This is a genomic window from Rhodanobacter thiooxydans LCS2 (genome assembly GCF_000264375.1).
Classification (GTDB): domain Bacteria; phylum Pseudomonadota; class Gammaproteobacteria; order Xanthomonadales; family Rhodanobacteraceae; genus Rhodanobacter; species Rhodanobacter thiooxydans.
This window is the reverse complement of the sequence record NZ_AJXW01000072.1, coordinates 1-22,504: the sequence shown is the minus strand read 5'-3', so window position 1 is coordinate 22,504 and position 22,504 is coordinate 1. Positions and strand designations below refer to the sequence as shown.

At 67.6% G+C, this 22,504-nt stretch carries 21 protein-coding genes and 1 riboswitch; of the genes, 11 read left to right on the top strand and 10 right to left on the bottom strand.

The features are described 5' to 3' along the window. The first annotated feature begins 4 nt into the window (after positions 1–4). The 3 genes from UUA_RS14135 to UUA_RS19420 all read left to right on the top strand — a co-directional run bounded on the left by UUA_RS14135 (position 5) and on the right by UUA_RS19420 (position 1,311). Positions 5–313, top strand: a complete 309-nt coding sequence (locus UUA_RS14135; RefSeq protein ID WP_008438058.1) for a DUF2845 domain-containing protein — start codon at positions 5–7, stop codon at positions 311–313. Positions 314–765: 452 nt separating this feature from the next. Then, positions 766–1,122, top strand: a complete 357-nt coding sequence (locus UUA_RS14130) for a hypothetical protein (protein WP_008438049.1) — start codon at positions 766–768, stop codon at positions 1,120–1,122. A gap of 27 nt (positions 1,123–1,149) precedes the next feature. Beyond that, positions 1,150–1,311, top strand: a complete 162-nt coding sequence (locus UUA_RS19420; protein WP_155943275.1) for a hypothetical protein — start codon at positions 1,150–1,152, stop codon at positions 1,309–1,311. A gap of 254 nt (positions 1,312–1,565) precedes the next feature. Here the strand turns inward: UUA_RS19420 and UUA_RS14125 are convergent, their stop codons facing one another. Continuing rightward, entirely contained in the window at positions 1,566–2,150 is a 585-nt protein-coding gene (locus UUA_RS14125) for a DUF4124 domain-containing protein (protein ID WP_008438047.1), read from the bottom strand. A gap of 208 nt (positions 2,151–2,358) precedes the next feature. Here UUA_RS14125 and UUA_RS14120 point away from each other — a divergent pair, with 208 nt between their 5' ends. Beyond that, on the top strand, positions 2,359–3,213 hold the full coding sequence (locus UUA_RS14120; RefSeq protein WP_008438046.1) for a mechanosensitive ion channel family protein: 855 nt from the start codon (positions 2,359–2,361) through the stop codon (positions 3,211–3,213). On the opposite strand, the gene UUA_RS14115 is transcribed toward UUA_RS14120, so the two are convergent. Both UUA_RS14115 and UUA_RS14110 read right to left on the bottom strand, forming a co-directional pair. After that, on the bottom strand, positions 3,210–6,827 hold the full coding sequence (locus UUA_RS14115) for an ABC transporter permease/M1 family aminopeptidase (RefSeq protein WP_008438045.1): 3,618 nt from the start codon (positions 6,825–6,827) through the stop codon (positions 3,210–3,212). The two genes, UUA_RS14120 and UUA_RS14115, sit on opposite strands and share 4 nt — an antisense overlap. A 127-nt stretch (positions 6,828–6,954) precedes the next feature. Continuing rightward, the gene (locus UUA_RS14110; RefSeq protein WP_008438044.1) at positions 6,955–7,839 is read right to left on the bottom strand and encodes an ABC transporter ATP-binding protein; all 885 of its coding nucleotides are present in this window, start codon (positions 7,837–7,839) and stop codon (positions 6,955–6,957) included. Positions 7,840–8,067: 228 nt separating this feature from the next. Here UUA_RS14110 and UUA_RS14105 point away from each other — a divergent pair, with 228 nt between their 5' ends. The 3 genes from UUA_RS14105 to dapB are packed head-to-tail and all read left to right on the top strand — an operon-like array spanning position 8,068 to position 12,175. Then, positions 8,068–9,462, top strand: a complete 1,395-nt coding sequence (locus tag UUA_RS14105; RefSeq protein ID WP_008438043.1) for a dihydrolipoyllysine-residue acetyltransferase — start codon at positions 8,068–8,070, stop codon at positions 9,460–9,462. Between the two features lie 15 nt (positions 9,463–9,477). Further along, the gene (gene lpdA, locus UUA_RS14100) at positions 9,478–11,325 is read left to right on the top strand and encodes a dihydrolipoyl dehydrogenase (protein ID WP_008438042.1); all 1,848 of its coding nucleotides are present in this window, start codon (positions 9,478–9,480) and stop codon (positions 11,323–11,325) included. A 49-nt stretch (positions 11,326–11,374) separates the two neighbouring features. After that, positions 11,375–12,175: a 4-hydroxy-tetrahydrodipicolinate reductase gene (gene dapB / locus UUA_RS14095; protein WP_008438041.1), complete on the top strand. Its 801-nt coding sequence runs from the start codon at positions 11,375–11,377 to the stop codon at positions 12,173–12,175. 135 nt (positions 12,176–12,310) lie between these two features. Here dapB and UUA_RS14090 read toward each other — a convergent pair whose 3' ends face one another. Together UUA_RS14090 and UUA_RS14085 are read right to left on the bottom strand one after the other, a co-directional pair. Beyond that, on the bottom strand, positions 12,311–12,787 hold the full coding sequence (locus UUA_RS14090) for a hypothetical protein (RefSeq protein ID WP_008438040.1): 477 nt from the start codon (positions 12,785–12,787) through the stop codon (positions 12,311–12,313). Then, entirely contained in the window at positions 12,784–13,362 is a 579-nt protein-coding gene (locus tag UUA_RS14085) for an RNA polymerase sigma factor (protein WP_008438016.1), read from the bottom strand. The genes UUA_RS14090 and UUA_RS14085 overlap by 4 nt, the downstream gene beginning before the upstream one ends. 113 nt (positions 13,363–13,475) lie before the next feature. Here UUA_RS14085 and UUA_RS14080 point away from each other — a divergent pair, with 113 nt between their 5' ends. Next, entirely contained in the window at positions 13,476–13,802 is a 327-nt protein-coding gene (locus UUA_RS14080; protein WP_008438015.1) for a DUF6249 domain-containing protein, read from the top strand. A 62-nt stretch (positions 13,803–13,864) separates the two neighbouring features. Further along, positions 13,865–14,491, top strand: coding sequence for a trimeric intracellular cation channel family protein (locus UUA_RS14075; protein ID WP_008438013.1), 627 nt, complete (start codon positions 13,865–13,867; stop codon positions 14,489–14,491). A 111-nt stretch (positions 14,492–14,602) separates the two neighbouring features. On the opposite strand, the gene UUA_RS14070 is transcribed toward UUA_RS14075, so the two are convergent. The 4 genes from UUA_RS14070 to UUA_RS14055 all read right to left on the bottom strand — a co-directional run bounded on the left by UUA_RS14070 (position 14,603) and on the right by UUA_RS14055 (position 18,026). Next, complete coding sequence (locus tag UUA_RS14070; RefSeq protein WP_238533030.1) at positions 14,603–14,917, bottom strand: hypothetical protein; 315 nt, start codon at positions 14,915–14,917, stop codon at positions 14,603–14,605. A 104-nt stretch (positions 14,918–15,021) separates the two neighbouring features. Next, complete coding sequence (gene dinB / locus UUA_RS14065; protein ID WP_008438007.1) at positions 15,022–16,113, bottom strand: DNA polymerase IV; 1,092 nt, start codon at positions 16,111–16,113, stop codon at positions 15,022–15,024. Positions 16,114–16,159: 46 nt separating this feature from the next. Next, positions 16,160–17,122 carry a putative bifunctional lysylphosphatidylglycerol flippase/synthetase gene (locus UUA_RS14060; protein ID WP_153023001.1) on the bottom strand — a complete coding sequence of 321 codons (963 nt, stop codon included), beginning with the start codon at positions 17,120–17,122 and terminating at the stop codon, positions 16,160–16,162. Beyond that, positions 17,112–18,026 (bottom strand): ATP-grasp domain-containing protein, encoded by a 915-nt coding sequence (locus tag UUA_RS14055; protein ID WP_008438003.1) that lies wholly within the window; start codon positions 18,024–18,026, stop codon positions 17,112–17,114. The genes UUA_RS14060 and UUA_RS14055 overlap by 11 nt, the downstream gene beginning before the upstream one ends. 17 nt (positions 18,027–18,043) lie before the next feature. After that, positions 18,044–18,119, bottom strand: a riboswitch (S-adenosyl-L-homocysteine riboswitch). A gap of 170 nt (positions 18,120–18,289) precedes the next feature. Here UUA_RS14055 and UUA_RS14050 point away from each other — a divergent pair. Continuing rightward, entirely contained in the window at positions 18,290–19,621 is a 1,332-nt protein-coding gene (locus UUA_RS14050) for an APC family permease (protein ID WP_008438000.1), read from the top strand. A gap of 109 nt (positions 19,622–19,730) precedes the next feature. After that, positions 19,731–21,872, top strand: a complete 2,142-nt coding sequence (locus tag UUA_RS14045) for a hypothetical protein (protein WP_008437998.1) — start codon at positions 19,731–19,733, stop codon at positions 21,870–21,872. 90 nt (positions 21,873–21,962) lie between these two features. Here the strand turns inward: UUA_RS14045 and UUA_RS19645 are convergent. Continuing rightward, a partial coding sequence (locus tag UUA_RS19645; RefSeq protein WP_008437996.1) for a hypothetical protein occupies positions 21,963–22,504 on the bottom strand: 542 nt, incomplete at its 5' end.

The window sequence follows — 22,504 nt, the reverse complement described above, 5'->3', positions numbered from 1 at the left end:
GGTCATGCGCATTCGTCTCGTCGTCGCCTTGTTCGCGTTCAGTGCCGCCGTGCAGGCGTCCAGCACGCTGCGCGTGGGCAACCAGGTGCTCACCGCCGGCGACAGCCGCGAGCGGGTAGTTGAACTGCTGGGCAAGCCCACCTCGAAATCGCATGCGCGCAAGCCGCGCAGCCACGGCAGCCGCCGTGGGGGTGTCCGCGTGGTGGACCAGCACCAGGGCGGCGAACAATGGCGCTATCGCCGCGGCGACCACGTCACCGTGGTCACCATCGTCGACGGCCGGGTCAGCGAGATCGAGGATCGCAGGCTCTGAAACGTCCGGTCGGTGCGTATTGCTGGCAGTTGCGCTACGTGACTGCCGATACTCCTGCATGGCTACCTCGGATCCCAGAGTTGCTGCTGTGGGCCTACCGCTCTCCAATCGGTTGGTTAATTGATTGAGGACTACCGAGGCGCGCCCCAAGTTGGTCGTGGGGTAGTGGCAGATGGCGTCATAACATGCCGTAAAACGTCAGCTCTGTGGGGGTGCCAACCACAAGCGCCACTGCCTCGTTGAGCCGGAGTGAGTGCCAAGTACTTCACCCTACGGTGCTTGGCACTTTCCCTGCTTGGCTTCATGCGAAGCTGCGGCAATGGTGTTGTGACTCTTGACATACGCCATGGGTGTGGTAAAGCGCTAGCATCAGATGCTACTATTGTTAACTGGCTTGGGAAGGCAGGTGCCTCGTAACTGGGCGCCACTAGCATCTGAAGGGGAACCAAAGCATGGTGAAGGATCCAGTGGACGCTCAGCTGAGCAAGCTTGTTCACGAGCTTTGGAGTCGGATTATTGAGTCAATCAACCATGTGGTCGAAGCAGACTCATCGTTCGGTTTCGAAAAATTTGTAGCTCTAGCCAACCCCAGTATTGGCCAGATCATCGCGGCCATTCAGCTAGTTGAACCAATAGTTAGTGTCGTGCTGAACAGTTCACAGATTCAAGACGATCCAACTAGGACTATGCAGTTGCTCAACTGCCAACAAGCCATACATCTGATCCGACGCACCCATGTGTCGTTGAAGAACGGCGATGAGGCTGAATATCAGGACTGCATTCGAAAACTCCGCAGCCAGAAACAGTGACCACAGGAGACAAGCAGGAGAACTATCATGGATACCGCAGGCCCTAAACTCAATTTGCATTCCCTCTACGCACCCAAGAATCGTGAAGATCTGATCCTGTTGCTCGAGGAAGCGTGCGCCGAATTTGCATACATCAATGCGCATCTGGCCAAGATCATTGAGAGCGGCAAGGTGGCGGAAGCCGTGTGATATCTGGCTAGTGGTTCAGTAAAAAGCCCCGCTTTGGCGGGGCTTTTTTTCAGCTCAGCAGTCACCACATCAACATGGGCGTCCGAGCACCAGCAACCAGCGTAGGCCGGACTGGTCTTCCGTGCGATCACGTCAGAAGTCATCCTTCGTCAGTGTGGCCTAGGCCGTTACCATGAACACCAACACCGAGAACGTGGTGTTCACCGCGGAAATGCCGGCGTCCGGCGGCAGTACGTCATAGCGCTGCAGCAGCGTCATCCACCGCATAGGTCGCGCTTGATCTTGTTCCGCTCGTAGGACCGCGACGACTCGGAACCGCCACCCACGTTGGCGCCGGCTCGCACCCTGTCGCATAAGTCAGACTGGTCCATCGACTGCTGGCGCACCGGTACTCGCTGGTCCACCCAGCCACTGCCGGTGAAGTGCTGCCCGCTGGCTGTGAACCCCGAAACGTCCACCGGCGCCGCCTGGCTGTACGTCGACGGACATGGCGTTTTCTGGATCCACGTGCGGCGGCCCGCCGTGCATTGGTATGCAACGGTGGGCGCGGGTGGCCCCTCACTTCCGTGGCCCGCGGTGTTCGCGTAGGCGCCGGCCGGCGCCTGTTCCTGCACCACGCGCTGCTGCACCACCTGCGGTTCCGCTTCCTGCTCCACCCGCACGCGCGACAGGGATTCATCGTACGTGCTATGCCTCAGCTCCGGCTGCTTCGTCGGGCACGGTGTGTTCTGGTACACGTTCACCCCGTTCGCACCCTTGCAGGTGTAGATGTCGCCTGCGTGCGACAAACCCACGCTGGCCAGCAGACCAGCGGCAAACCACCATCGCGTCGTCCCCATCTGCGGACTCCTTTTGCAGTCTGCGAGCAAGCCTACCGCTAAAAATTGTCAGCGGCACACTGCTTCTCACTGGTAGCACCGAGCTGTGTGACGCTTCCAAACCCAACACAGAGTGCGGAGTGAGGTTGGCCGATGTCATGGCGATAACGATGAAGTCGCAGGTGATCCTGCTAGGCTCGTTTCAGGTTTTTTGCAGAAGGCAAGATTTATGTTCGATGTTTCCGCCGCACCGGTGGCGGCCGACGCAATGTCCACCTACACCGACCAGGCGATGCAGCTTGGCCTGCGCCTGCTCGGAGCGCTGGTGGTGCTGCTGGTCGGCATGTGGGTGGCGAGCAGGCTGGCCAATTTCGCCCGCGCGGCGCTGGGCCGGGCCAACCTGGATTCCACCCTCAGCGGATTCCTGCGCAACCTGATCTACGGCGTGCTGGTGGTGCTGCTGGTGGTCACCGCTTTGGGCGTGCTGGGTGTGCCGTCGGCGCCGATGGTCGCCGCGCTCGGCACCGCCGGGCTGGCGGTGGGGTTGGCCCTGCAGGGCTCGCTCAGCAACCTGGCGTGGGGCGTGCTGCTGGTGTTGTTCCGCCCGTTCCGGGTTGGCGACTACGTCAGCGCCGGCGGCACCGAGGGCACCGTGCAGAGCATCAACCTGATGCATACCCAGCTGCTGCTGCCGGACAACCGCGAGGCGATCCTGCCGAACGCGAAGGTCGGCGGCGACGCCATCATCAACTACAACCGCCGGGGTACGCGCCGCTTCGAGCTGAAGCTGGGCATCGCCTATCGCGACGACGCGGAACAGGTGATGGCCGCGATCAGGCAGCTGATGGCGGCGGACCGGCGCATCCTGAAGGATCCGGCGCCCGGGGTGTGGATCGAGAACCTGAGCGGGCAGACGGTGAACCTGGTGCTGCGCGGCTGGACCCTCGTCAGCGACGGCTGGGACGCGCAGACCGATCTGCTGCACGCGATCAAGCGGCAGATCGACGCGCAGCAGATCAGCATTCCGGTGGGGCCGCAGCAGGTCACCCTGGTGCACGGCAACCCCGGCCCCGGTGGGGCCTAGGGCAGCGTGACGGCGCGGCGGTTGTCGCTGGAGACCTTGTCGATCAGCTCGTTGTAGGGGTCGATGCCGGCCACGGCGGGCTTGCCGTCCACGGTGACGGTGAGCGTGCTGTCGCCGTCGGGCAGCAGGCGCTTCTCCAGGTACAGCGGCGTGCCGTCCTTGCCATCACCCTTTGATGCGGCGAACACGCCGATCTCGATCGGGATGTCCGGCTTCGCCCGGGTCTCCTTGCCGGTGCCGTCCACGCGGACCTTGCCGGCATGCACCTTCAGGGTCACCTCGTACTTGTCGCCCGGCAGCGGCTTCGCGCTGGCGTTGATGAGGCGGTTGTCGAACAGGGTGATCTTCCAGAAGAGATCGTCCAGCAGCGGCTGCCACCTCGGGCCCAGCGCGTGTCCCAGCGCGTCCATGAATTCCTGCGAGGTGGTGTACGGCGGCTGCTGGAACCCCTTGTCGAGCAGGAACTGCTTCAGTACTGCGTTCAAGCTGCCTTCGCCGATGTAGTCCTGCAGCGCGTAGAACACCAGTGAGCCTTTCTTGTAGTGGATGTACTGCTGGTTCTCCACCCTGGCCAGCGGCTCCTCGGCCAGCTTCTCGGTGGCGCGGCCGGCCAGATAGCCGTCCAGTTCGTACTTCAGGAACTTGTGCATCTGGTCGGTGCCGTACTTGTGCTTCATCACCATCAGCGCGGAGTACTGCGCCAGCGACTCGCTGAGCATGGTCGAGCCCTGCATGTTCGCGCCGATCACCCGGTGCGCCCACCACTGGTGCGCCACCTCGTGCGCTGTGACGTAATAGACGTAGTCGATCTTGCTCTTGTCGCGCAGGTCGGCGATGAAGCCGATCGACTCGGAGTACGGGATGGTGTTGGCGAACGACTGCGCGTAGCTGGCGTAGTTCGGGAACTCCAGGATACGCAGCTGCCTGAACTGATACGGTGTGAAGTTCGCGTCGTAGTAGTCCAGCGCGTCCTTTGCGCCCTGGATCATGCGCTGCACGTTCCAGGCATGCGCGGGGTTGTAGTACACCGCGATGTCCACGCCCTTCCACGCCTCGTGCTTCACCGCGTAGCGCGCCGACAGGTACGAGAAGAACGGCAGCATCGACTGCTCCCTCCCGTCTTGCGCCATGGCGTAGTGGAAATAGCGCCGGCCGTTGGCTGTCCATTCCTTCTGCAGCGTGCCCGGCGCGATGGCGATCTGGTCGGGCGCGGTGGAAACGGTGGTGTCGAAGTCGATCCAGTCCGCGTCGTTGCTGCTGTAGGTGTTCGCACGAGCTTCCTCGTCGCCCAATTTCGGCATCCGCGGCACTTCGGCGGAAAGCCCGTACTTGCGGCGGTCGTTGCGGTCGGTGAGCTGCGCCTGCGTCTGATAGCCGAACTGCGGCATCACGCTGTTGTTGAAGAACGTGCCGTCGTGGGCGAGGAACTGGCCTTCGGGACTGTTGGTGAAGCCCTTCGGCGCGTATTCCAGCGTGAAATCGAACGCCATCGACGCGCCCGGCGCCAGCGGCGTCTTCAGCCGGCAGATGGTGTAGCCGAGTGCCTTGTCGGCGCTGAGCGTGTCGTGCGGGGCGAAGTCCAGCGACTTCACCGTGAAGCCGTCGCTGAAGTTCACGTGGAGCTCCGCGATCGGCGCGGGGGTCTTGTTGACCAGGGTGTAGCGGCCGCGGATATCCAGCCGGCGCCGGTACGGGAAGATGTCCACCGCGGCCGTTACCGCGGTGATGCGCGGCTGCGGCAGGTGCTTGTATCTCGCGTACTTCTTCTCGTAGTCGGCGCGCTGTTGCAGCTTGTCGCTGCTGCTGCGGTAGTGGTTGAGCACATTGGTGTTGTAGTAGATCCACGCGCCGCTGGCGGCGAATGCGAGCAGGCTGAGCGTCAGCACGATCTTCGCCGGCGCATGCAGCCGCGTGCGCGCCTCGCGCAGGCGTTCGCGCCACGACTGCCCGGTGCCGCGCACCCAGAACAGCGCGGCCAGCACCAGCAGCGCCACGGCAAAGCAGGTCCAGTAGAACTCGAACCACAGCACGGCCCGGAGGAAATGACCGAAGCCGTTCATGTCCGAATACGGCAAGCCCGGCGTGCTGCCGTAGTTGTACAGGTGCTGTTCCCAGTGCAGCAGGTCGAAGCCGACCGTGCCCAGCACCAGCCAGACGATGGTCAGCAGGTAGCCGAGGAACTTGTTGTTGGCGACCACCTGCAGGAACAGCGCCAGCACCGCCAGCAGCACGAACGGGATCGCGTTCAGCGCCAGCGTGGCCAGGTACAGCCCCGGTTCCAGCTGCGTGTAGCCGTGGCCCAGCTGCCAGCCGATGCCCACCACGGCGCCGACCAGCAGGAACGCAGCGATCACCGCCAGCAGCGCGCCCAGCTTGGCGGTCAGCGGCACCCAGTCCGGCACCGGGAACGCGTCGGTGACCTCGGCCGAGCGCTGGCTGCGCTCGCGCCACACCAGCTCGCCGGCGTAGAACGTGACGATGATGTACAGCAGCCACTGGAAGCCGCCGCGCACGTTCTCCAGCATCTGGTGCGTCACCGGCCAGGTGGCGGTGCCGTAGATCTGGCTGGACAGCGCCAGCGCGAAGACCAGGTTGAACAGCCCCAACGCCAGCATGACCAGGAACGGCACGCCGCGCAGCACGCCGAGCGTGTCGAATGCGAGCTGCGCGCGCAGCTGCAGCAGGTGTGCGCGCAGGCCGTCGGCCAGCCGCACCTTCGGCAGTGCCAGCGCGGCGGCGCCGGCCTGTGGGCGCAGCAGCGGCGGCTCTGACCGTTGCCTGCGCCGCGGCAGTTGCAGGCCTTCGCGGTTCGGTCGGAATAGCGCGGCGGCGGCGCCCAGCATGGCCACGCCGATCGCGCTCCACAGCACGCGATTGAACAGTAGTACGCCGTCCAGCGCGGGCAGCTCGTGGTTGGCCTGGTCGGCCGACCAGTAGCGCGTGACCAGGGCCAGGGTGCGGCCGCCGAACGGGTCGAGCATCGCGGCGATGAGGTGGTTGTTGACGTCGCGGCTCAGCAGGCCGACCACGGCGTTGAGCACGAAGTAGACGATCAGGCCGATGTAGGTGGCCAGCAGCGAGCGCGTGGTGGTGGCGAGCAGGAACAGCAGCGCGCCGATGAACAGCAGGTTCGGCAGCACCATCACGCCGAACGCCCAGGCATAGCCGTGCCAGCTTGCCGGGCCCAGCCGCGCCGCGTCGATCCACGGCATAACGCCGCCGATCGCCAGGCCCAGCGCGCAGGCCAGCATGACCGCCAGCGCGGCGAGGTAGCCGGCGGCGAAGCGGCCGCCGAGATAGGCGCCGCGGCTGATCGGCGTGGTGAAGAACAGTTCGGACGTGCGCTGGTCGAAGTCGCGCAGCGCCGCGCCAGCCACGAACACCGTGACCAGGAAGGTGCTGAGCACGGTGAGCACACCGAGCAGCCGCGCGATCACCAGCGGCGCGTTGCGCAGCACGTTGCCGCTGGCGCCGCCGACGATCACTGCATCGGTGCTGGCCAGCGCGAAGGCCAGTGCGCCGAATGCCGCCGCGACAATCCAGAACAGCGGCGCCTTCAGCTGCTGGCGCAGTTCGAAGTGGAGTATTTCGAAGAAGGTCGACTGCGAGAACATCAGTGATCCCTGTCTGATCGTCGTAGGAGCCCGCTGGCGGGCGATGCTGTTGCCTTGATGCCTCGATGAAAGATCAGAGCAACAGCATCGCCCGCCAGCGGGCTCCTACCGCGGAATATCGGCGTCGTCAGGCGGCGCGGGCGGTGGCCTGCGCGCGCAGGCGGCCGAAATAGACGTCCTCCAGGTCGGGCGCGACGGGTTCGAAGCCTTCTTCCGGCAGTGCGTCGGCCAGCACGTGCAGCAGGGTGCGACCGCCGGCGAGGCGGGTGGACAGGATGTTCATGCGGGCGCGGTAGCCATCCAGCTCGGCCTTGTCGATGGTGCGCCGCCAGACGCGGCCTTCCAGCGAGCGGATCGCCTCGACCGGTTCGCCGGCAAGCAGTACCTGGCCCTGGCCGATGATCGCCATGCGTGGGCACAGGTCGGTGACGTCTTCCACGATGTGGGTGGACAGGATCACCACCACCCGCTCGCCGATCTCGGCCAGCAGGTTGAGGAAGCGGTTGCGCTCCTCCGGGTCGAGACCCGCGGTGGGCTCGTCCACGATCACCAGCCGCGGATCGCCGATCAGCGCCTGGGCGATGCCGAAGCGCTGGCGCATGCCGCCGGAGTAGGTGCCGAGCTTGCGCTTGCGCACGTCCCACAGGTTCACCTGGCGCAGCAGCGATTCGACCAGCTCGCGCCGCTCGCTTGTCACGGTGACGCCCTTGAGCACGGCGAAGTGCTCGAGCATCGCCTCGGCCGACACCTTCGGGTAGACGCCGAATTCCTGCGGCAGGTAGCCGAGCAGGCGCCGGATGGCCTGCTTGTCGGCGAGCAGGTCCATCTCGTCGAGCTTGATGGTGCCTTCGTCCGGGTCCTGCAGCGTGGCGATGGTGCGCATCAGCGAGGACTTGCCGGCGCCGTTCGGGCCGAGCAGGCCGAACATGCCGCTGGGGATGTCCAGCGACACGCCGCGCAGCGCCCGCACACCGTTGGCGTAGGTCTTCGACAGCTCGCGGATGGTCAGCATCGGGGGTTTCCTGCGCCGCCCGTGCGGCAGCGTGATGCGGCCAGACTAGGGGAAGGCGCAGTCGTCTCGCGTGCGCTCAAGGTCATGCATACGCGCGCGCATGGTGGACGAAAAGTCGGTCGGATCAACGCCTGCGGGGGATACGGATCGGGCCTGCCTTCGTTATGATTGAACTCTTGTATGCGGCCGCCATCCCCGAGCGGCACGCCATCGCCCGCAGGAGTCACCATGGCCGACCTCAAAGAAGCCCGCGTTCCCGATATCGGGCATGCGGACGTTCCCGTCATCGAAGTGCTGGTCAAGGCCGGCGACCGGGTGGAGAAGGAACAGAGCCTGATCACGCTCGAATCGGACAAGGCGACCATGGAAGTGCCCGCACCGTTCGCCGGCACGGTGAAGGAAATGAAGCTGAAGGTGGGCGATGAGGTTTCCGAAGGCGCGGTGATCGCCCTTATAGAAATCGACGGCGCAGCCGTCTCCGCGTCCCCCTCTCCCGCTGCGCGACCGGAGGGAGTCCCCTTGCGGGTGGAGGAGGGCAGGGGTGAGGGTGCGCCCGGAGCTGTGAAGCCGTCTGCTCCCGCACCAGCACCCGCCGAACCGAAACCCGCGCCGATCGTCAGCCAGGGCGCGCAGCCGGGGAACGCGCCCGAGGGCGACGTGTCGCCTCGGGCGCGCCCGCCGATGGACGCCAGCATCGTGATGCCCGGTGACGCGCCGTACGCCAGCCCGGCGATCCGCGCGTTCGCGCGCGAGCTGGGCGTGGACATCCAGCAGGTGAAGGGCAGCGGCCGCGGCGGCCGCATCCAGCGCGAGGACGTCAGCGCCTACGTCAAGCACGCACTCGCTTCCGGCGCGCGCCCGGTGGCCGGCGCCGCCGCTTCGGTAGGCGGCCTGAACCTGCTGCCGTGGCCGAAGGTCGACTTCGCCAAGTTCGGCGAGGTCGAGGAAAAGCCGCTCACCCGCATCCAGAAGATTTCCGGCGCGAACCTCTCGCGCAACTGGGCGATGATCCCGCACGTCACCCAGCATGAGGACGCCGACATCACCGAGATGGAGGCGTTCCGCAAGCAGCTCGGCGCCGAGAACAAGGATCTGAAAATCTCGCCGCTGGTGTTCCAGATCAAGGCGGTGGTGGCGGCGCTGAAGGCGTTCCCGCAGTTCAACGCCTCGCTCGACGAGTCGGGCGAGAAGCTGATCCTGAAGAAGTACTTCCACATCGGCATCGCGGTGGACACGCCAGATGGCCTGGTGGTGCCGGTGATCCGCGATTGCGACAAGAAGGGCCTGCTCGACCTGGCCCGCGACCTGGCCGAGATCTCGAAGAAGGCGCGCGAGAAGAAGCTTGGCCCGGCCGAGATGTCCGGCGGCTGCTTCTCGATCAGCTCGCTCGGCGGCATCGGTGGCACCTACTTCACGCCGATCGTCAACGCGCCGGAGGTGGCCATCCTCGGCGTCTCCAAGTCGGTGACCAAGCCGGTGTGGAACGGCAAGGAATTCGCGCCACGGCTGATCCTGCCCTTGTCGCTGTCGTACGACCATCGGGTGATCGACGGTGCGCTCGCCGCACGCTTCGCCAGCTTCCTGGCCAACCAGCTCGGCGACATCCGCCGGCTGCTGCTCTGACCGGAGGCGACGACCATGGCGAACACGATCGAGATCAAGGTTCCCGACATCGGCGGCCACGACAACGTGCCGGTGATCGAGGTGCTGGTGAAGGCCGGCGACACGGTGGCGAAAGAACAAAGCCTGATCACGCTGGAGTCGGACAAGGCGACCATGGAGATTCCCTCCAGCGCCGCCGGCGTGATCAGGGAACTGAAGCTCAAGGTGGGCGACGAGGTTTCCGAGGGTGCGCTGATTGCCGTGCTGGAAACCGTCGGCACAGCCGACTCATCGTCCCCCTCTCCCGTTCCGGGAGAGGGCAGGGGTGAGGGTGCGGGGCCGCGGAGTAGCTCCAACGAAGCGTCCAAGAGCAACCAGCCCCCCGCAAGCCCCGTCCCCTCACCTCAATCCTCTCCCCGTGGGGGAGAGGAGGCGAAGGTGCCGCAAGCGGCAGCCGGCACCGGCCGCAAGGCCGACATCGAATGCAAGCTGGTCGTGCTCGGCTCCGGCCCCGGCGGCTACAGCGCCGCGTTCCGCGCCGCCGACCTCGGCGTCGACACCGTGCTGGTGGAGCGCTACGCCACGCTCGGCGGCGTCTGCCTCAACGTGGGCTGCATCCCGTCCAAGGCGCTGCTGCATGCCGCGGCGGTGATCGACGAGGCCGAAGCGATGGCCGCGCACGGCGTCACGTTCGGTGCACCGAAAATCGACATCGACAAGCTGCGCAGCTTCAAGAGCAAGGTGGTCGGCCAGCTCACCGGTGGCCTTGCCGGCATGGCCAAGGCGCGCAAGGTGCGCACGGTCGAAGGCAGCGGCACGTTCGTGTCGCCGCATGAAATGGAAGTCCAGACGAAGGACGGCGTGAAGCTGCTCCGCTTCGAGCACGCGATCATCGCCGCCGGTTCGCAGTCGGTGAAGCTGCCGGCGTTCCCGTGGGACGACGAGCGCGTGATGGATTCCACCGGCGCGCTGGAACTGAGGGACGTGCCGAAGAACCTGCTGGTCGTCGGTGGCGGCATCATCGGCCTGGAAATGGCCACGGTGTACGCCGCGCTGGGCAGCGCGGTGACCGTGGTCGAGTTCATGGATCAGCTGATCCCGGGTGCGGACGCCGACCTGATCAAGCCGCTGGCCAGGCGGCTGGGCGGCAAGCTCAAGGGCGTGCACCTGAAGACCAAGGTGGTCAGCGCCAAGGCGACGAAGAAGGGCATCGAGGTCGGCTACGAAGGCGACAGCATTCCCGAGACCACGCTGTTCGACCGCGTGCTGGTTGCGGTGGGCCGCTCGCCGAACGGTAACAAGATCGGCGCGGACAAGGCCGGCGTGGCGGTGACCGAGCGCGGCTTCATCAACGTCGACACACAGATGCGCACCAACGTGCCGCACATCTATGCCATCGGCGACCTGGTCGGCCAGCCGATGCTGGCGCACAAGGCCACCCACGAGGCGCATGTCGCGGCGCAGGCGGTGGCCGGGCAGAAGAGCCACTTCGACGCGCGGGTGATCCCGTCGGTGGCGTTCACCGACCCGGAAATCGCCTGGGTCGGCGTGACCGAGCGCGAGGCGAAGGAAAAGGGGCTGAAGGTCGGTGTGGGCAAGTTCCCGTGGGCCGCCTCGGGCCGCGCCATCGGCATCGACCGCACCGAGGGTTTCACCAAGCTGATCTTCGACGAGGAAACCCACCGCATCGTCGGCGCCGGCATCGTCGGCGTGCACGCCGGCGACCTGATCTCCGAGCTGGCGCTGGCGATCGAGATGGGCAGCGAGGCGGCCGACATCGCGCTCACCGTCCACCCGCACCCGACCCTGGGCGAGTCGGTCGGCATGGCGGCGGAAGTCTACGAAGGCACCATCACCGACCTGTACCTGCCGAAGAAGAAATGATCGTTGCGCCGCGCTCCGGCGCGGCGCGCGCCCGCCAAACGAGGTAACCATGTCGCTGAAGGTATGTCTCGCCGGCGCCACCGGCTGGGCCGGCTCGGAACTGGCGCGCGGCATCGCCGCCAGTGCGGATCTGGACCTGGTCGCCGCGGTGTCGCGCCGGCATGCCGGACAGCCCCTGGGCCTCGCGCTGGGCGATGCGGCGATCGCCGCGCCGGTCTACGCCAGTGCGGCCGAAGCGTTGGCCGCGCCCTGCGACGTATTCGTCGAGTACACCCATCCGGACCGCGCCAAGGCGAACATCCTTGCCGCGCTGGAGCATGGCGCGCACGTGGTGGTCGGCACCTCCGGCCTCGGCGACGCGGACTACGCACAGATCGACGCGCGGGCGCGCGAACGGCAGCGCGGCGTGCTGGCCTGCGGCAACTTTGCGCTCACTGCGGTGCTGCTGATCAAGTTCGCCGAGATGGCGGCAAAGCTGATCCCGCAGTGGGAGCTGATCGACTACGCCAGCGCCGGCAAGCCGGATGCACCCAGCGGCACCGTGCGCGAGCTGGCCACGCGCATGGGCAAGGTGCGCCAGCCGCAGCTTGAAGTGCCGCTGGAGCGGACCGTCGGCCTGCGCGAGACGCGCGGCGGCACGCTGGCCGGCAGCCAGGTGCACGCGCTGCGCCTGCCGGGTTTCGTGATCGGCGCCGAGGCGATCTTCGGCATGCCGGACCAGACGCTGACGATCCGCCACAACGCCGGCAGCAGCGCGAGGCCTTACGTGGATGGCGCGCTGCTGGCGATCCGCAAGGTGAGCGGCTTGCTCGGCCTGCATCGCGGCCTGGACGCCGTGCTGGAACTGTAGGAGCCCGCTCGCGGGCGATGCTTTGAAGGCCGGGATTCGAAATTCGGGATTTGGGATTCGCAAGAGCAAAAGCATCGCCCGCGAGCGGGCTCCTACAGATCGGGTGGAAGGTTGTCGACTGCCGCCGCGACCGGTTCAGTTCGTCCGCTCCCGCACGTGACGTTGCCACTGCCCGAGCAGCCACGATGCGCCGAGGCAGCCGCCCAGCGCCAGCAGCCAGCGCGTGGCCGGGGCATGCGGGGTCGGCAGCAGCGCCGCGAACGGCGGCAGCCAAGTGCTGCCGTGGATCGCCACCACCGCGGCGGCGGCAATGACCAGGGTGATGGCCAGCGCCAGCGCCAGCATGGATTCGACCCCGCCGTTGGCCGCTCGCCGTACCGGGGCGGCCGCGATCCGCGCGGCCAGCTGCTGCGCGAAATCCGCCGGCAACGCCTCCGCCAGCGGTTCGCGCAGCGCTCGCGCGAGCAGGCGATAGCGCTGGCCGCGTGCGTCGTCGCTGGCGGGGTCGAGTTGCAGGCGCTCGCGCCGCATCGCGCTTTCCTGCGCCAGCCATTCGCGCTCGCGCGCCGGGTCGTCGAAGGCAGGGATGTAATCGTCGGTGTGCTTGGTCATGCTGCAACTCCGGTCCGCGCTTCGAGCGCGCCACGCAGGCGCAAACGCGAGCGGAACAAGTGGCTCTTGATGGTGCCGCTGGCCAATCCGGTGATCCGGGCGATCTCCGGGATGGTGGTTTCTTCGAGGTAGTACAAGGTCAGCAGGGTGCGCTGCAACGGCGGCAGCGCCTCGATCGCCGCGTGCAGGTATCGTGCCGTTTCCTCATCCGCGCAGGCGGCTTCCAGGTCGAAGCCGTCGCCGATGTTGTCCACCAGTGCGTGGTCATCGCCGCTGCCGTTGTCGATGAGCGGAATCCGCTTGTGCTGCAGGTGGCGCAACGCGATGGTGTAGGCCACGCGGCCGATCCAGGATTTCAGCGCGCTCTCGCCGCGGTACTGGTGCAGGCACTGGTGCACGCGCAGGAAGGTGTCCTGGCACAGCTCGCGCGCGTCCTCCGGGTTGCGCACCATGCGCCGGATGATGTGCCAGCACAGCCCCTGGTACTCGCGCACGAGCCGTTCGAACGCGCCCGGCCGGTTGGCCAGCACGGCGTCGACCAGATCGTGGTCGGGGCTGCTGCGGATGTCATCCATGGAGCCAGGGGATACGCGCAGGCGGCCGGTGGTTGCAAGTGCGCGGCTGCAACCACCTCGGGGGCGGCTGTATCTACCTTCCCGACAGCCACCACACTCCCAAGGAGAGCACCATGAGCTTCGGCGAACTCATCCCGATCAGCCTGTTTATCTGCATCGCCTATTCGATCAAGGTCTGCGTCGATGCCATGGTGCGCCGGCACATGGTCGATGCCGGCGGTTCGGAACAGCTGGTCAATTCGATCCTGCGCGACGAGGATCAGCGCCGGCGCCACTCCTCGCTGCGCTGGGGCGTCGTGCTGGTGGCGCTGGCGATCGGCTTCGGACTGATCCAGTGGTTCGACTGGCACGAGGTCACCCCCGGCCTGATCGCCGTGCTGGCTGGCGCGACCGGCTTGGGTAATCTGGCGTTCTTCGCGATCTCGCGGAGGATCGGCTAGATTCGGCAGCGGGGATCCGTCGCCGCCTTGTCGGCGTGCCATGAAGGAAGCGAGCCGGCCGCATGAATGAACGACTGATGTTCAACCTGGTGGACCTGGCTGGTACGTTCGCGTTCGCGATCAGCGGCGCCACTGCGGCCCGGCGGCGCAACCTCGACCTGTTCGGCATCCTGGCGATCGCCTACATCACCGCCTGCGGTGGCGGCATCGTGCGCGACCTGTGCATCGGTGCGATCCCGCCGGCGGGCCTGTCCGACTGGCGCTACCTGCTCACCGCGGTGGTGGCGGCCCTGCTCACCATCCTGGCGTACCGCTGGGTGGAGCGGCTGACCTACCCGGTGCGCCTGTTCGATGCGATGGGGCTGGGCCTGTTCGCGGTGTACGGCGCGAACAAGGCGCTGGCGTTCGGCCACAACGCGGAGGTGGCGATCCTGCTCGGCATGGTCACCGCGATCGGCGGCGGCGTGGCGCGCGACGTGCTGCTGGCACGCGTGTCGGTGGTGCTGCAGAAGGAGATCTACGCGCTGGCCGCGCTCGCCGGCGCCGCGCTGGCGGTGATCGGCGAATACCTGCACTGGCCCGTGCTGTGGGCGACCTGGCTGCCGATCCTGCTGTGCTTCGCGCTGCGCGTCCTGTCGCTGTACTTCCACTGGAACCTGCCGCGCTTCGGCCGCGAACACCAGGGGTGATACGCCACGCGCTTCCTCCGGGCCAGCCGCGGCGAGCGATGGCGTAACGGACAAGACAAAGGGGCCGGATCCTGGGATCCGGCCCCTCGCCGCGCATGGGGCGCAGGATGCTCAGTGCTGATGGGTCTTGGCGTGCCCCTTGGCCTTGTGCTCGCCCTTGTTCTTGCTGTTGGCAACCGGGCTGACGGTCTTGCCGACGTTGGCGTCGTCCGCCTTCGCCATGTGCGCGGCGTCGGATACGGCGTCGCCATGCGCGTCCTGGTTCATGTGCATGGACGGAGCGCTGGGGGGAGTGTGGCCACCCGCACCATGTTGCGGAGCGGCGATGGCGAACGAAATCGGCAGAACAAACGCGGCGGCAATCAGGACGGCGTTAATGGTCTTGGTCATGACGTAACCTCGGTAGGGATGGGCCATGCGGCGCATGGCGCAGTTACGATAGGGCCTGCCCAAACGACAGGATGAATGGCGGATATGCGCAAGAAGTTGCGTGTGAATCGCGTCACATGGCGGTCCACTCGTGCATCGACTCACGCATCGAACAGATCCGCCTGCGCCTGGTAGCTGTCGCCATTGACGAACCCGGCCAGGCCCACGCCGGCCAGGCGGTAGCGGCTGTCGGCGGGGCGCTCGACGCGCTCGCGCAGGGCGCAGGCGATGTCGGCCAGCTCGGCGGCGGAGCGTGGACGCTGTACCGGGGTAAGGCTGCGCGTCAGCGTGTGGAAGTCGGCGGTCTTCAGCTTCAGCACCACGGTGCGCGCGACGCGCGCGTGTTCGTGCTGGTAGGCGGCCCATGCCTTGGCGGCGAGCCGGCGGATGTGCGGTTCGAGTTCCTCCAGCAGCAGGTCGTGCTCGAAGGTGTCCTCGGCGGAAATCTGCAGGGTGGGCCGCTCCGGCTGCACCGGGTGTTCGTCGACGCCACGCGACAACTCGTGCAGGCGCCGACCCCAGCGGCCGAAGCGCTGCTCCAGCTCGGCCTGCGCGAACGCGCGCAGCTCGCCCACGGTGGCGATGCCGAGCGCGGCCAGCTTCGCCTCCATCACCTTGCCCACACCGGGCAGGCGGCCCACCGGCAGCGGCGTGAGGAAGGTCTCGACCTGCTGCGGGCGCACCACGAACAGGCCGTCCGGCTTGCGGAAATCCGAGGCGATCTTGGCCAGGAACTTGTTCGGTGCGACCCCGGCCGAGGCGGTGAGCCGGGTTTCCTCGCGGATCGCCGCGCGGATCGCCTCGGCGGTGGCGGTGGCCGAGCCCAGTGCGCTCTTCGTCGTGGTGACATCGAGGTAAGCCTCGTCCAGCGACAGCGGCTCGATCAGCTCGGTGTGCCGCGCGAAGATTTCGCGGATCTGCCGCGAAACCGCCTTGTAACGCACGAAATCCGGCGGCACGAAGATCAGCTGCGGGCACAGCCGCTCGGCGCGGATCGCCGGCATCGCCGAGCGCACGCCGAACACGCGCGCCTCGTAGCTGGCCGCGCACACCACCGAGCGCGCGCCACGCCAGGCCACCGCCACCGGCTTGCCGCGTAGCGCGGGGTCGTCGCGCTGCTCCACCGACGCGTAGAACGCGTCCATGTCGACGTGGAGGATCTTGCGCGGTGAGGCGGACACACGGACGACCATGGCGGGGCGATGCACCGATTCTAGAGGCGAGCGTCGTCGGTGGGTGTCAGCAGTGACGCCGCGCCGATCGCCGCAGGCGCCATTCGAAGCCGGCCAGCGCTGCGCTGGCCAGCGCGAACGGCAGCAGGTTGTAGGTCAGCCGGTAGCACAGCATCGCGGCGAGCAGGTCGGCGCGCGCCTCCGGCGGAAACGAGGCCAGCATGATCGTCTCGAACACGCCCAGGCCGCCCGGTGCGTGGCTGACGATGCCGGCTAGCACCGCGCCGACGTAGATCGGCAGGAAATCGACGAACGGCGGCGCTGCACCGGCCGGCAACAGCACGTACAGCGCGCTGATCGCGGCGAGCATCTCCACGCCGCCGATCAGCATCTGTGCCGCCGCGGTGCCGGCGCCCGGCAGCGGCAGTGTCAACCGTCCCAGCGCGAGGGTGCGCGGTCGCGCCAACCAGCCCAGCAGGGCGAGCAGCAGCAGGACCAGCGCCATGCCCGGCCAGCGGCCCCAGCCTTGCGTGATCTGCGGCTGCCAGCACAGCGCGCCGGCGATCACTACGGTGAAACCCAACCCCACGCCGAGCCCGGCCAGGGCCACGATGCGCGCGATGTCGCCGGCGCCCAGCCCGACCGCCGCATAGATGCGGTAGCGCAGTGCCGCACCGGTGATCGCATGGAAGCCCAGCGTATTCGAGATGCCCTGGGTGACCGCGCCGGCGAACGCTGCCAGCTGCGCGGAGACACGATCGCCCACCACCGTGCGCGCCGCCAGCACGTCGAACAGCGCCAGCATCGTCAGGCTGATCGCCGCAGCGATGACCGAGGCTGCGATGTGCCGCGCCGGCAGCTGCGCCCAGGCGGCCACCACCTCGTGCCACGACAGCCCGGTGACGTAGCGCTGCAGCAACCATGCCGCCAGCGCGAACGCCGCCAGCGAACCGCCCCACGAGGCCAGGCGCAGCCAGCGCGGCGGCGAACGCGCGGCGTCGTCGTGCCGCTGCGGCGGCTCAGCGTGCACGGGCCGCCGCGACTGCATCCGGGCGGTCGAACCGCGCGGCCACTTCCCGCGCCAGCCGCTCTGCCGCCGCCGGATGTCCGGCCAGGTGCAGGAACGGCTCGATCAGTTCCAGCTCCATCACCAGGAAGCGCCTGCCGCTGACCACGCCATCCACGCGCAGGTAGGTGTGGTTGCCGTGGCCGAGCGCCGCCAGCGCGGCCAGCGCACGATTGGCGGCGGCCAGGATCGCCGCGTCGGGCTGCGCCGGCTCGGCGCTGCCGCCGTATTCGCCCTGCACGCGGTAGTCGCCGCCGGCCGGGCGCTTGATCACCGCATGGCTGAATTCGCCGGCGAAATACAGCAATGACCATTCGCCGTCGCTGACGACTTCCGGCACGAACGGCTGCACCAGGTAGTCGCGTTCGCGCGGCAGTTGCGCCACGGCATCGGCGAACGCCGCGTCGCCGGCAGTGCCGCGCAGCGTGTGCCAGGCGTTGCCGCTGACGCTGGGCTTGACCACCACCGATTGCCCCGCCAGCGCCAACAGCGTATCGGGCAGCGCCGCGGCACCGGCCAGCCGGGTGGGGATGATGGCGACGCCGTGCTGCGCCAGTTCGAGCAGGTAGCGCTTGTCGCTGTTCCAGCGCAGCAGCGCGCTGTCGTTGATGGTGGGGACGCCCAGCGCGTCGAGCCGGTCCAGCCAGTGCAGGAACGCCGCATGGTGCCTGAAGTAATCCCAGATGGTGCGGATCAGCACCGCGTCGAACGCCGACCAGTCCACCGCCGGGTCGTTCCACACGCAGACCGTCGGCGGCAGGCCGAGCTGCTCCAGCGTGGCGGCCAGATGCGCGTCGTCGGGTTGAACCGATGGATGGTCTGCGGAAGTGGCGAGGGCGAGCCGGCGAGGGGCGGCGGAAATGAGCACGGCGACGTCTCCAGTGTGCGGAAAGGGCGCCCTTGCGACGGATTCGCACATCGAGCGTGGCGGACGGCGTCCGCTGCAGCACCCCTCGACGGCGATGGCGCGGCGGCATCGCCGCAACGCCAAAAACCGACGGCACCTGCCGTGCCGACCACGACAGTCTTCCGGTGCGGCCGCGCCTTGTCAATTTGCCGGATGGCATGCTGCCGGGAGCGCGCGCCAGGCGGGACTGGTGGAGACCGCATCGACAATGGCAAGGTAGCTGGATGCCGATCGAACCCGCCAACGCCTATGCCCGCCGCCTGAACACCTGGGACGCCGCGATGATCGTCATCGGCGGCGTGATCGGTGCGGGCATCTTCCTCACCCCGGCCACGGTCGCGCGCAACACCTCCTCGGGTACGGAGGTGCTGATGCTGTGGGCGATCGGCGGCCTGCTGACCCTGGCCGGCGTACTGTGCTACGCCGAGCTGGGCGCGCGCCGGCCGCAGGCGGGTGGCATCTATGTCTACCTGCGCGAGGCGTTCGGCTTGCTGCCGGCGTTCCTGTTCGGCTGGACCATGGCACTGATCAACTATCCCGGCAGCGTGGCCGCGGTGGCCACCATGTTCGCCGAGTATTTCTGCGCCGCGCTCGGCCTGCCGCCGCTGTGGGTGAAGCCGGCGGCGGTGGGTGCGATCGTGTTCATCGTGGGCGTAAACCTGTTCGGCATCCGTGCCGGCGCGTGGATGCAGAACGTGTTCACCGTGCTGAAGCTGGCCGCCATCGCGCTGCTGGTGGTCGCAGGGCTGGTGCTGGCGCATGGCCGGCTGGGGTCGGTGCTGGCGGTGGACGCGGCGCCGCCCGTGTCGCCGTGGTCGTTCGTCGGTGCGCTGCTGCCGGTGCTGTTCACCTACGGCGGCTTCCACTACCTCAACGATCTTGCCGGTGAAGTGCGCAACCCGCAGCGCACGCTGCCGCGTGCGTTGGGCCTGGGCATGGCCGGCGTGGTGATCTGCTACCTGCTGGCCAATTTCGCCTACCTGGCGGGCCTGGGCCATGCCGGCCTCGCCGCCAGCCAGGCGCCGGCGGCGGACCTGATGCGCCGGCTGTTCGGCGAGCATGGCGCCACCGTGATCGCCGTCGGCATCGCCTGCTCCACCTTCGGCTACTGCGCCATCGCGATCGCCGGCGGCGCGCGGGTGCTGCAGACGATGGGCGCGGACGGCGTGTTCTTCCGCGCTGCCGGTCGCGTCGACCCGCGCACGCGCGCACCGCAGATCGCGCTGGCCCTGCTCGGCGCGTGGGCGGCGGTGCTGGCCTATTCCGGCAGCTTCAATCAGCTGCTCAACTACACCACGGTGGGGGAGTGGCTGGGCCACGTGTTCGGCATCGGCACGCTGTTCTGGTACCGCAAGCATTTCATCGACCAGCCGGCGCCGTACCAGGTGCCGTTCTATCCGCTGCTGCCGCTGATCTTCGTGATCACCGTGTTCGGCGTGATCGTGGCCAGTGCCATCCACGCGCCGGGCGACGCCGGCATGAGCCTGCTGATCATCGCGCTGGGCGTGCCGGTGTACTACGGCTGGCAGCGCTGGACGCGCCGCCAGCCGGCGTGAGGCATTACCCTGCGTAGGGTGGGCACCGCCCGCCGGCCCCAGGCTTCGTGATGCGAGAGCGGCGGGCAGTGCCCGCCCTACAAAGCCGGTTCACGCGAGGATGCCGATGATGAAACGTCATGCATGGATCTGGCTGGGCCTGTGCGGTCTCGGTGTATGCCATGCCGCCACCGCATCGGGCGTGGCCGACCTGACGGCGCCCGATGCCAGGGTCCGCATCAGCCTCGACCACGTGCAGCGCATCGGCGGCACCGAACGCGCCGCCGACGGTGTGGCGCAACAGCGCTACGCGTTCCAGCCGGCGCCGCGGCCGCAGGTCGTGGTGGCGCCGGCAAGCGGCGCATGGGACTGGAGCGGCCGGGGCGAGCTGCGCCTGCGCGTGCAGAACGCGATGCCGTGGGCGGTGACGCTGGAGATTGCCGTCGACGGTGCCGCGGCGGGCCAGCGTCTGCAGGCCAGCGTGGGGGTGCCGGCCGGCCCCGCGCAGACCGTGGTGCTGCCGCTGCACGCCACCTCGCCGCGCGCGCAAGGGATGCAGGCCGGGCCGCCGATGCCGTACGACGCGCATGGGCGACGCATCCTGCTGGCGACCACGGTGGAAGGCGCGCTCGACCTGCGCGCGGTGCGCGCGATCACCCTCGCCATGCCGCCGCCGCAGGCCGCGCAGACCCTGCTGCTGGGCACGGTCGACGCCGTGCCGGGCGAGGCCACGCTGCACGAGGCCTACGCCGGCATCGTCGACCGCTACGGACAGTATGTGCGCGGACGCTGGCCGGAGAAGATCGACACCGACGAGGCGCTGCGCGCCGCCGTGCGGGCGGCTCCGGCCGGGGCCAGCCCGGCCGGACTGGATCGCTACGGCGGACGTCTTGACGTCCAAAGCCTGGATCGCACCGGCTGGTTCCATACGCAGAAGCGCGACGGCCGCTGGCATCTGGTGACGCCCGACGGCCATGCGTTCTTCTCGCTCGGCGTCAACGCGGTGATCACCGACGGCGGCCGCAGCTACGTCGAGGGCCGCGAGTTCATGTTCCGCGACCTGCCGCCGGACAGCGGCGAATGGGCGGCGTTCTACGGCCATGACGACAACCGCAACCCGGAGCAGGGGGCCAGCCGCGGCATCGGCTACAACCGCGGGCGCTGGTTCGACTTCTACGCGGCGAACCTGTACCGCATCGACGGCAAGGACTGGCTGGCGGCATGGCGCACGCGCACGCTGCAGCGCCTGCAGGCCTGGGGTTTCAACACCCTCGGCAACTGGAGCGACGACGCGCTGGGCCGAGCGCACCGACTGCCGTACACGCGTTCGATCGACATCGCCGGCGACTACGCGAACGTCTCGAGCGGCTACGACTACTGGGGCCGCATGCCCGATCCGTTTGATCCGCGTTTCGTACAGGCCACGGAGCGGGCGGTGGCGAAAGCCAGCACCGGCGTGCGCGACGATCCGTGGCTGCTCGGCTACTTCGCCGACAACGAACTGGCCTGGGCCGGCAGCGGCCCGCAAGGCCGCTGGGGCCTGGCGCTGGGCACGCTGGCCGGCGACGCGAACAGCCCCGCCAAGCAGGCGTTCATCGCCGACCTCAAGGCGAACTACCGCACGTCGGCGCAGCTGGCCGCCGCATGGGGCATCGCGCTCGCCTCATGGGACGCGCTCGACGCCACCGGCTTCGCCGCGCCCGCGCCGAGCGAGACGCATCCGGCGATCGCGCGCGACTACAGCGCATGGCTGCGCCGCTACGCGTATACCTACTTCCGCACCGTGACACAGGCGCTGCGCCGCCACGACCTGCACCATCTGTTCCTCGGCGGCCGCTTCGCGGCGCGCACCCCTGAGGCCGTCGCCGCCTGCGCCGCGTACTGCGACGTGCTCAGCTTCAACGTCTACGCCGACCTGCCCCAGCACGGCCTCGACCTCGCCGCGCTGCGTCAGCTCGACAAGCCCGTGCTGATCGGCGAATTCGCGTTCGGCTCGACCGACCGCGGCCCCTTCGGCGCAGGCCCGGTGGCGGTGTGGAACGAGCAGCAGCGCGGCGAGGCCTACGCGAAGTTCGTCGCTGCAGCGGCAAGCGATCCGAACATCGTCGGCGCGCACTGGTTCGACTACGCCGACCAGCCCGTCACTGGCCGCGTGCTCGACGGCGAGAACAGCCATTTCGGGCTGGTGGGGATCACCGATGTGCCGTTCGGCGGATTCGTGGAGGCGGTGCGCGCGGCGAATCAGCGAGTAGACAATACCGAAGTGCGTTGAGTGTGGCAGCCCAACATTTGACCTGAGCGGTGACGTAGGCATGCGACACATGTCAGAAGCCGTTCGCTCGATGGAAGGGTTTGGCGTCATTTACGCGTAGGGATTGACTCCTCCATACTCCTTAATGTGCTTAGATATCTCGCCGGCGTACCAAGAGCCTTCGCTCTCAAGTATTGAGAGCTCGCTCAGTGCATTCGGTCCGTTGTTCATCGCGAGAATCAACGCGGCGTACTCGCGAAGCTGCATGTCGATTTTCGTCGAGCCGACAATCTCTCGCAGCATAGTTGCTGCCTTGGGTAGTGAGGAAATTATTGCCTCGATAGATTGCCCTAGCGTACCCCGGCCGATCTGTTCCTCGGGATCGATGAAGGCCAATAGCTTGGCGACGTGCTCAACAGTCAATTTGGAGAGAAGACTTCGGGCGTGCTCGCGCGTCGTCGGTGATATCGGCTCACCAAAGCCGAAGATGTCACCGTGCCATGGAATATGAGCAAGCCAGTAAAGGAGTACTGGCGGGATCTGCGATGCAGGCCGCTCGACGAACGCCCGAACAAGTTCGTCCCATACAGCGAGATTGTTCGGAAAGCGCCGGAACAGGACCAAGAGTCCGAGGGGCGGATTCAACTCCGAAG

Coding starts and splice junctions, on each gene's coding strand:
- UUA_RS14135 (WP_008438058.1), top strand. CDS start 5: ATGCGCATTCGTCTCGTCGTCGCCTTGTTCGCGTTCAGTGCCGCCGTG.
- UUA_RS14130 (WP_008438049.1), top strand. CDS start 766: ATGGTGAAGGATCCAGTGGACGCTCAGCTGAGCAAGCTTGTTCACGAG.
- UUA_RS19420 (WP_155943275.1), top strand. CDS start 1,150: ATGGATACCGCAGGCCCTAAACTCAATTTGCATTCCCTCTACGCACCC.
- UUA_RS14125 (WP_008438047.1), bottom strand. CDS start 2,150: ATGGGGACGACGCGATGGTGGTTTGCCGCTGGTCTGCTGGCCAGCGTG.
- UUA_RS14120 (WP_008438046.1), top strand. CDS start 2,359: ATGTTCGATGTTTCCGCCGCACCGGTGGCGGCCGACGCAATGTCCACC.
- UUA_RS14115 (WP_008438045.1), bottom strand. CDS start 6,827: ATGTTCTCGCAGTCGACCTTCTTCGAAATACTCCACTTCGAACTGCGC.
- UUA_RS14110 (WP_008438044.1), bottom strand. CDS start 7,839: ATGCTGACCATCCGCGAGCTGTCGAAGACCTACGCCAACGGTGTGCGG.
- UUA_RS14105 (WP_008438043.1), top strand. CDS start 8,068: ATGGCCGACCTCAAAGAAGCCCGCGTTCCCGATATCGGGCATGCGGAC.
- lpdA (WP_008438042.1), top strand. CDS start 9,478: ATGGCGAACACGATCGAGATCAAGGTTCCCGACATCGGCGGCCACGAC.
- dapB (WP_008438041.1), top strand. CDS start 11,375: ATGTCGCTGAAGGTATGTCTCGCCGGCGCCACCGGCTGGGCCGGCTCG.
- UUA_RS14090 (WP_008438040.1), bottom strand. CDS start 12,787: ATGACCAAGCACACCGACGATTACATCCCTGCCTTCGACGACCCGGCG.
- UUA_RS14085 (WP_008438016.1), bottom strand. CDS start 13,362: ATGGATGACATCCGCAGCAGCCCCGACCACGATCTGGTCGACGCCGTG.
- UUA_RS14080 (WP_008438015.1), top strand. CDS start 13,476: ATGAGCTTCGGCGAACTCATCCCGATCAGCCTGTTTATCTGCATCGCC.
- UUA_RS14075 (WP_008438013.1), top strand. CDS start 13,865: ATGAATGAACGACTGATGTTCAACCTGGTGGACCTGGCTGGTACGTTC.
- UUA_RS14070 (WP_238533030.1), bottom strand. CDS start 14,917: ATGCGCCGCATGGCCCATCCCTACCGAGGTTACGTCATGACCAAGACC.
- dinB (WP_008438007.1), bottom strand. CDS start 16,113: ATGGTCGTCCGTGTGTCCGCCTCACCGCGCAAGATCCTCCACGTCGAC.
- UUA_RS14050 (WP_008438000.1), top strand. CDS start 18,290: ATGCCGATCGAACCCGCCAACGCCTATGCCCGCCGCCTGAACACCTGG.
- UUA_RS14045 (WP_008437998.1), top strand. CDS start 19,731: ATGAAACGTCATGCATGGATCTGGCTGGGCCTGTGCGGTCTCGGTGTA.